Source organism: Pseudomonas monteilii NBRC 103158 = DSM 14164 (genome assembly GCF_000730605.1).
GTDB lineage: Bacteria > Pseudomonadota > Gammaproteobacteria > Pseudomonadales > Pseudomonadaceae > Aquipseudomonas > Aquipseudomonas monteilii.
This window is the reverse complement of the sequence record NZ_BBIS01000029.1, coordinates 82,562-89,499: the sequence shown is the minus strand read 5'-3', so window position 1 is coordinate 89,499 and position 6,938 is coordinate 82,562. Positions and strand designations below refer to the sequence as shown.

Sequence of the window (6,938 nt, the reverse complement as noted above, 5' to 3'; positions counted from 1 at the left end):
TCGTTAGGTGCCGGACCGGATGGCTGATCTCGTCATCCAGATGCTAGATCTGAAAGTTGAAGAGGGCGACATCGACGGACTCGATTCAGCAGCACGGCTCAACGTCTAGGGTTGAAGGGCAAGGCATGCTCAGGACATGGGCTGCCCCCCCTGCCCCGCCACCTGCATAACCTGCACGTACTGACCAAGCACCACCCTGAAAACGTTCGTCTTTTTCAATTTCGAGCATGACTAGTGGATCGCCACTAACCGCAGAGACACCAGATCTCGCACAAGAGGGAGGTTTGCAGGAAGCCAACTGGTAGAATGGTCACGCTGGCTTGCTGCCGGGGAGCCTGCGACAGTGCATTTCGTTGCCTAGACATTCGCTAGCACTAACCCACTGGCTAGGTAGCCAGACGGAATTAAAAGCCCCACGCAGCACTCAGGCGTGCGCCTCAGCCCGATGGCTGAGGCGCACGTACTATCAACGTTGGTTGTAGTAATCGCGGATCATCTTCCAGATTTGGTAGATGGCCAGTGCGACCCTGAGGATGAGCATCAACATAGCTACTCCTTGAGCAGCCCGCTCCAGAAACGAGCCCAGGGCCTCGCGTCTGGCCGAAAGTGCTCCATTACACCATCGGGCAGGCTGAATCCGATTGCCTTTCGCTACTGGGTAGGGCCACTAAGTCCTAGGCGAAAGGTCCGCTTACCGATCGTCAGGTTATCGACCGGTCGTCGGATGATACGATTTTTTCCGCAATTGCGAAATCGTAGCGCATGGCCATTATTGACAAAGGCCATTTGATATTGAACCAATGGCTTTTTGCCACCACGTCAACATGGCACTATGTCTCCTAATGATGGCAATTTGACTCTTTGGTTCGTTAGAGTTAGGATGCTATTGCTCCATTACACCCATCGGGTGAAATTAAAGATAGCCACTAACTATCTTTAAAGCAACAACCGCCCTACGGGGCGGTTTTTTATTTTGCTTCTATTTCATATTCACGAGATGCATTTTCGCGCACGAAGCACACAAGCCCCATATAGCAGCCTCAGAAAGTTCTTGTTTGCTTACTCACAACCAAACCGTACTAGAAAAACCATTCACCGGCAGAAGTTACTTGTCAATGCACGGGCCAGCCCTACTGAAAACTGCGCAAGCTCAAGAGCAGTTCAAAACTCGTCCGAGTAATAGCCCCATCTAGCAAACAGATCATCCAGCGCTGAAGAAATTCTCGACTCCGACATTAATTCAGCTCCCTTGTAACTCATAGCGACGGCAATCGCCATCGCGAATTCATCAAGCCTTCGCGGATCAACCGCCCAAACCTGAAGTTTCATTACAGATTGGTCGCGAAAATTGCATTCCTGAACCTTTTCAACCTGTTCTGAAATCAAGCGCCATTCATCTATATGAAGCGCAAATGTCTTATGTACCCCATCGGCCAATATGGGGCCTAAACTCTAGTATGAGTCACCAGCCAAAACCATCCCTGAGTGCGAAAATGCTTTTACGCCAAATGACATAAGGCGAGGCGAGGAAACGTAATCACGCACTACACACAAATTTACTGGCCCGTTGGAAAACTGCCATTCCAACTCTCGGCGGAGATATCTTTCAAGTTGTGGCTCGTCCGCCATTACAAGACGGAAGGTGTCGATGCTGTTCATGCCTTATGTAGCCACCCCATGCTCAAGTCTCTTGATCAGCTTGCAGACCTCTTCACAACCTTCCGTCGTCGCGAGGGCCTCAGCGGGCTTCAGCCCCCCGAGCGCTAGGCACTCTTGGTTAAGCCAGCTTGCGTATTTGTCGCCAAAGAACCACAGGAGCAATGAGACCGCCTTGGCATAGCTCTCTGAGTAGGTCGTGCCCTGCGCTTCGGCTACAAGAATATTTGCCCTCAGACTGCGGTCATTCGATCGACCAGGAAGCTGATGCTTAAGACATTTTACCTGCGACCAACCTGCAACTTCCCTCAACCTACCAGGTGCACCGCAATTCTCGCAAATGAAGCATGATACAAGTTCTACAACATCGAAAATTCGATCGATCGTTACATCACCACCGCGGTGGTAAATCCGGAGAGCACCAAACTTTTCTTTTACTTGATCAATCTTAAAATCCACCCCCTCCTCCTGAGCATACCTAACGGACACTCGAAGAGCACCTTCCAAAACCTCTACCCAACCGTCCTCACATTGAAACCCAAACAGATTATCGTCATCGCCCAACTGCAAAACACACCTATACCTTTGACTCAAAATACTTTCGTTGAAATTATTCACCTAAGTACTCCCCCTCATCCTCCATAGAACACTTGCTTCCTTTCCCATCAACTCCGAAGGATATAATGTGCCGTCGACCAACTCATAACAATAATGTTTACCAGAGATTCTGACTTCGCTAAGAGGGTCCATTTTCCACGCACCACTTCCATTTAGCCAAGGAGGAGAAATCAACTGAATCTCCCGAATTCGCTCCTCCTTATTATTTCGCGAAGTGAGACCAAGAAGGTAAGGCGGGCTTGGCAATAAGATCTGCTGAGCGTGCCAAGAATCATCATAAAACGTTTCATGAATAACAGAAAACCATTCAGAATTTGATGTCACCGTAACATACGCCCAGTGATGCGCGCCTTCTTGAGGAGGGAAAAAAGGACTGCCAAGAAGTCGACCCCGATCATTAGTTTCGAACATATTATATATCCTCATAACATCCAATGCGTACTATAGTACGCAGCTAAAAAAATCACAATATGGCTTCATACTCGCTTTTCGGGAGGGTAGCGAGTGAGCGACATCAGGCAGGCATTCGCGGAGGCGCTCAAAGACCTGCGGCTAGGCGCCAATTTGGCTCAGACGGATTTCCCGCCGATCATCAGCAGGGAGCACGTCAGCCTGCTTGAAAGAGGGCTGCGTGCGCCCACGCTGGAGACGATCGATATGCTTGCGCAGGTTCTGGGGGTCTCCCCACTCGCCCTCATTATCCAGTGCTACCTGATCCGCGACCCATCGGTGGATATGGACCACTTGCTCAGCGACGCCGTCCAAGATGTGAGGTACAAGCGCGTGCTCGCTCGGCGCGGGATTAGTCCGGATCCGAGCGACGGGACCGAGGAGAGTAATTGAGGGAACGGGCGGGAGCACCGCATGAAGCTTCGATGACCAAGCTCTTTCTTTCACTCAAGAGATCCAAGGATCAGACAGATCGGTGCAGCTTCTTGAGCCTCGCCCAGAGCAGCATCCACTCGAATGACAGTTGGAATCATTGCAGCGTCGAGCGCAACCTCATGTGCCTCGCCTGCCATGAGGATTGGCCCACATCGTTGGTTACGAGCCCCTTGACTACCGCCATGTGCCTGGGAATGCTCACCGAGACTCATGCAACGGGTTTAATCCTGTTCACACGCAGATGGTGGCAAACGTAGGAATTGAGATCTCACTACGAGCAATGCTGTGTCACATCTATCCGTTCAATTCTGTACCAATAGATTAATATACGGACATCCATCGTCCTGATGATTGCTTGTCGTAAGTAGCAAAACGTGCGCATCGAGTCCGGGCACCTGACCCTGGCGCCGGAGGCCGTAGACCTGGCCGCATTGGTGGAGTCGGTGGGGCGTATCTTCGAGGGCCAGGCGCGACAGAAAGGCCTGGCACTTGAGGTGATGATCACGCCGGCCGCGCGCTGCCATGCCTTGCTCGACCCCCTGCGCTTCAAACAGGTGCTGTCCAACCTGGTCAGCAACGCCATCAAGTTCACCGAGCATGGCCAGGTGCGTATCAGCGCCGACCTGCAGGACAACGGCACCAGCACGCCCGCCATACTGCAACTGGAAGTGCGTGACAGTGGCATCGGCATCCACGCCGACGACCTGCAACGCCTGTTCACCCCGTTCGTCCAGGCCAACCCGCATAGCCAGGGTGCGCGCGCAGGTACCGGGTTGGGCCTGACCATCTGCCGCAACCTGTGCGAAATGATGGGTGGCGACCTGACCCTCAAAAGCCTCGAAGGGGTCGGCACCCAAGTGTGCCTGAAAATGCCGCTGCAACAGGTTGATGCGCAAGTGCAGCCGGCACCGCTGATCGAAAAGCTTGATGTGCCCGACCCGCGGCTGAACGTGCTGGTGATCGACGACCATCCGGCCAACCTGCAACTGATGGCGCAGCAGCTTGCCTACCTGGGCCTGGAGCACGCCAGCGCCCGCGATGGCCGTGAAGGGCTGGCCACCTGGCGGGCGGGCAACTTCGATGTGCTGGTACTCGACTGCAACATGCCGCACATGAACGGCTACCAGCTGGCGACAGCCGTGCGCACCGAAGAGCGCCATGGCAACCGGCCACGCTGCACCATTCTTGGCTATACCGCCAACGCTCAGCCAGAAGTACGCCGCAAGTGCCTGAGCGCCGGCATGGACGACTGTCTGCTCAAGCCCATCAGCCTGAGCACCCTCAGCCAGCGCCTGGCCGGCATCAACCCGCGCCGGCAGCGCAAGCGCCGACGCCCCCTGTATCACCTGGATGGCCTGGCTGCAGTAGTCGGGCATGACCCCGCCGACCGCCGGCGTTTTCTGCAGACTCTGCAGCAGAGCCTGCAGGCCGATCTTTCCACCTTGATGGCGCTGCACCCAGAGCACGACGCCGATGCCATTGCCGAACAGGCCCACAAAGTGCTCAGCGCGGCGCGCATGCTTGAAGCGCCCGACCTGATGGCCGCCTGCGAAGCACTGGAGTCTGGTGGCTTGCCTACTGCCCAGTTGCGCCTGCGGCGTCAGGCATTGGCGCGGCACATGCGACGGGTGGAGCTGGCGCTGGCCAAAGAATTGCCTCCAAGCACCGATACGCAGGCAGGCAGCCAGCCGTGTTAACTGGTAGACTGCGCGGCGTTATTACCTAAGAGGATTGTTTCATGGCCACAAACCGCTCCCGTCGTCTGCGCAAGAAGCTGTGTGTCGACGAGTTTCAGGAATTGGGCTTCGAGCTGAACCTGGAATTCAAGGAAGATCTGGATGACCAGGCAATCGATGCTTTCCTCGATGCGTTCCTGGAAGAAGCCATGGACGCCAACGGCCTGGACTATGTAGGCGGTGACGATTTCGGCCTCGTGTGCTCGGTCAAGCGCGGTTCGGTCAGCGAAGAACAACGCGCCGCCGTGGAAGCCTGGCTCAAAGGCCGTAGCGAACTGACCAAAATCGAAGTCAGCCCACTGCTGGACGCCTGGTACCCGGAAAAGCCGATCAACAAGGCTGAGTGATACTTGCCTGTCTGATCGCTGAAAAGGCCACCCACATGGGTGGCCTTTTTTATTGCCGATGCTTTTTATCCGCCATGCTTTTCCGTCGAACGTGGCGCATCGTCGCTGCGCTTGGGGCATAATGCGTATTCTTTCGTCCTGGGGCCATCATCTCTTACAGCCCCTATGCCCTTTCCCCTCGCTGCAGGGTATTTATTCATTATGATCAAAACGCTTCGCCCCCTCGTTCTTGCCGGCCTGCTGTTGCCACTCGCATTGCCCAGCCATGCCGCCGCCGTCAATACCACCCTGCCCGCCAAAGTGCAGCAGGCGCTCAAAGCCAACAAGCTGCAGGACACAGCGCTGTCGCTGGTAATGTTGCCGCTGGACGGGCCCGGTACCCCGACCGTGTTCAATGCCGATGTTTCGGTAAACCCGGCCTCGACCATGAAACTGGTTACCACCTATGCCGCCCTCGAGCTGCTTGGCCCGACCTTCCAGTGGAAAACCGAGTTCTACACCGACGGCACCCTGAGCAATGGCGTGCTCAACGGCAACCTGTACCTCAAAGGTGGCGGCGACCCGAAGCTGAACATGGAAAAGCTCTGGTTGCTGATGCGTGACCTGCGCGCCAATGGCGTGCGCACCATCACCGGTGACCTGGTGCTGGACCGCAGCCACTTCGTGCAGCCCAACCTGCCGCAGTTCAACGATGACGGCGGCGATGAAAACAAGCCGTTCCTGGTCAAACCCGACTCGCTGCTGGTCAACCTCAAGGCCCTGCGCTTCGTGGCCCGCAACGATGGTGGCAAGGTTACCATCGCGGTCGAACCCCCTATTGCCAGCATTCGCATCGACAACCAGGTCAAGGCCGTGGCGTCCAAGCAGTGCACGGGTGATGTGCGCTACAACCCGGTACCTCAAGCCGATGGCATCAGCGTCACCGTCAGCGGCCAGCTGGGTGACGGCTGCAACTCGCAGACCTACCTGTCGCTGCTCGACCACCCGACCTACGCCGCCGGTGCCGTGCGCGCGATCTGGAACGAGCTGGGTGGCAACATCCAGGGCGGTGACCGCATCGAGAACGTGCCCAAAGGTGCACGCCTGCTGGCCCGCGCCTTCTCGCCAGACCTGGTGGAAGTGATCCGCGACATCAACAAGTACAGCAACAACACCATGGCCCAGCAGCTGTTCCTGAGCCTTGGCGCGCAGTTCCGCACCGATGCCGACGGCGACGACGCCCGTGCCGCGCAACGCGTGGTCCGCCAGTGGCTGGCGAAGAAAGGCATTACCGCGCCGCACCTGGTGATGGAAAACGGCTCAGGGCTGTCGCGTGCCGAACGGGTCAGCACCCGGGAAATGGCCGAGATGCTGCAGGCCGCCTGGAAGAGCCCCTACGCCGCCGAGTTCATGAGCTCGATGCCGCTGGTGGGCATGGACGGCACCATGCGCAAACGCCTCAAGCGCACAGCCATGACCGGCGAAGGGCACATCAAGACCGGCACGCTGAATACTGTGCGGGCGATTGCCGGTTTCAGCCGTGACAGCAACGGCCACACCTGGGCAGTGGCGGCAATCCTCAACGACCCGAAACCATGGGGGGCTTCGCAGGTGCTCGACCAGGTGCTGCTGGACCTGTATCGCCAACCGAAGCTGGCGGGCAGCACTGCAGCCAACTGATTGGTTAGCCCGTACCGGCCCTTTCGCGGCTATAGCC

General features: G+C 56.5%; 5 protein-coding genes and 1 pseudogene. 4 read left to right on the top strand and 2 right to left on the bottom strand.

The genetic code is table 11. From position 1 onward, the window contains the following. Window positions 1-1,161 precede the first annotated feature (1,161 nt). Window positions 1,162-1,386, bottom strand: coding sequence for a hypothetical protein (locus PM2_RS30760; protein WP_141745089.1), 225 nt, complete (start codon window positions 1,384-1,386; stop codon window positions 1,162-1,164). 276 nt (window positions 1,387-1,662) lie between these two features. After that, the gene (locus tag PM2_RS29535; RefSeq protein ID WP_051564699.1) at window positions 1,663-2,274 is read right to left on the bottom strand and encodes an antitoxin Xre/MbcA/ParS toxin-binding domain-containing protein; all 612 of its coding nucleotides are present in this window, start codon (window positions 2,272-2,274) and stop codon (window positions 1,663-1,665) included. 504 nt (window positions 2,275-2,778) lie between these two features. On the opposite strand from PM2_RS29535, the gene PM2_RS16565 reads away from it, so the two are divergent. The 4 genes and pseudogenes from PM2_RS16565 to dacB all read left to right on the top strand — a co-directional run bounded on the left by PM2_RS16565 (window position 2,779) and on the right by dacB (window position 6,901). Then, window positions 2,779-3,117 (top strand): helix-turn-helix domain-containing protein, encoded by a 339-nt coding sequence (locus tag PM2_RS16565; RefSeq protein ID WP_051564700.1) that lies wholly within the window; start codon window positions 2,779-2,781, stop codon window positions 3,115-3,117. 416 nt (window positions 3,118-3,533) lie between these two features. After that, a pseudogene (locus PM2_RS16555) lies at window positions 3,534-4,856 on the top strand (Hpt domain-containing protein); the annotation flags it as partial. 41 nt (window positions 4,857-4,897) lie between these two features. Next, window positions 4,898-5,242, top strand: a complete 345-nt coding sequence (locus tag PM2_RS16550; protein ID WP_003248695.1) for a YggL family protein — start codon at window positions 4,898-4,900, stop codon at window positions 5,240-5,242. Between the two features lie 201 nt (window positions 5,243-5,443). Further along, window positions 5,444-6,901, top strand: a complete 1,458-nt coding sequence (gene dacB, locus PM2_RS16545) for a D-alanyl-D-alanine carboxypeptidase/D-alanyl-D-alanine endopeptidase (protein WP_016714859.1) — start codon at window positions 5,444-5,446, stop codon at window positions 6,899-6,901. Window positions 6,902-6,938 lie beyond the last annotated feature (37 nt).

Excerpts from the sequence above, each read along its gene's own strand:
- dacB (WP_016714859.1), top strand. The coding sequence starts at position 5,444 with ATGATCAAAACGCTTCGCCCCCTCGTTCTTGCCGGCCTGCTGTTGCCA.
- PM2_RS16550 (WP_003248695.1), top strand. The coding sequence starts at position 4,898 with ATGGCCACAAACCGCTCCCGTCGTCTGCGCAAGAAGCTGTGTGTCGAC.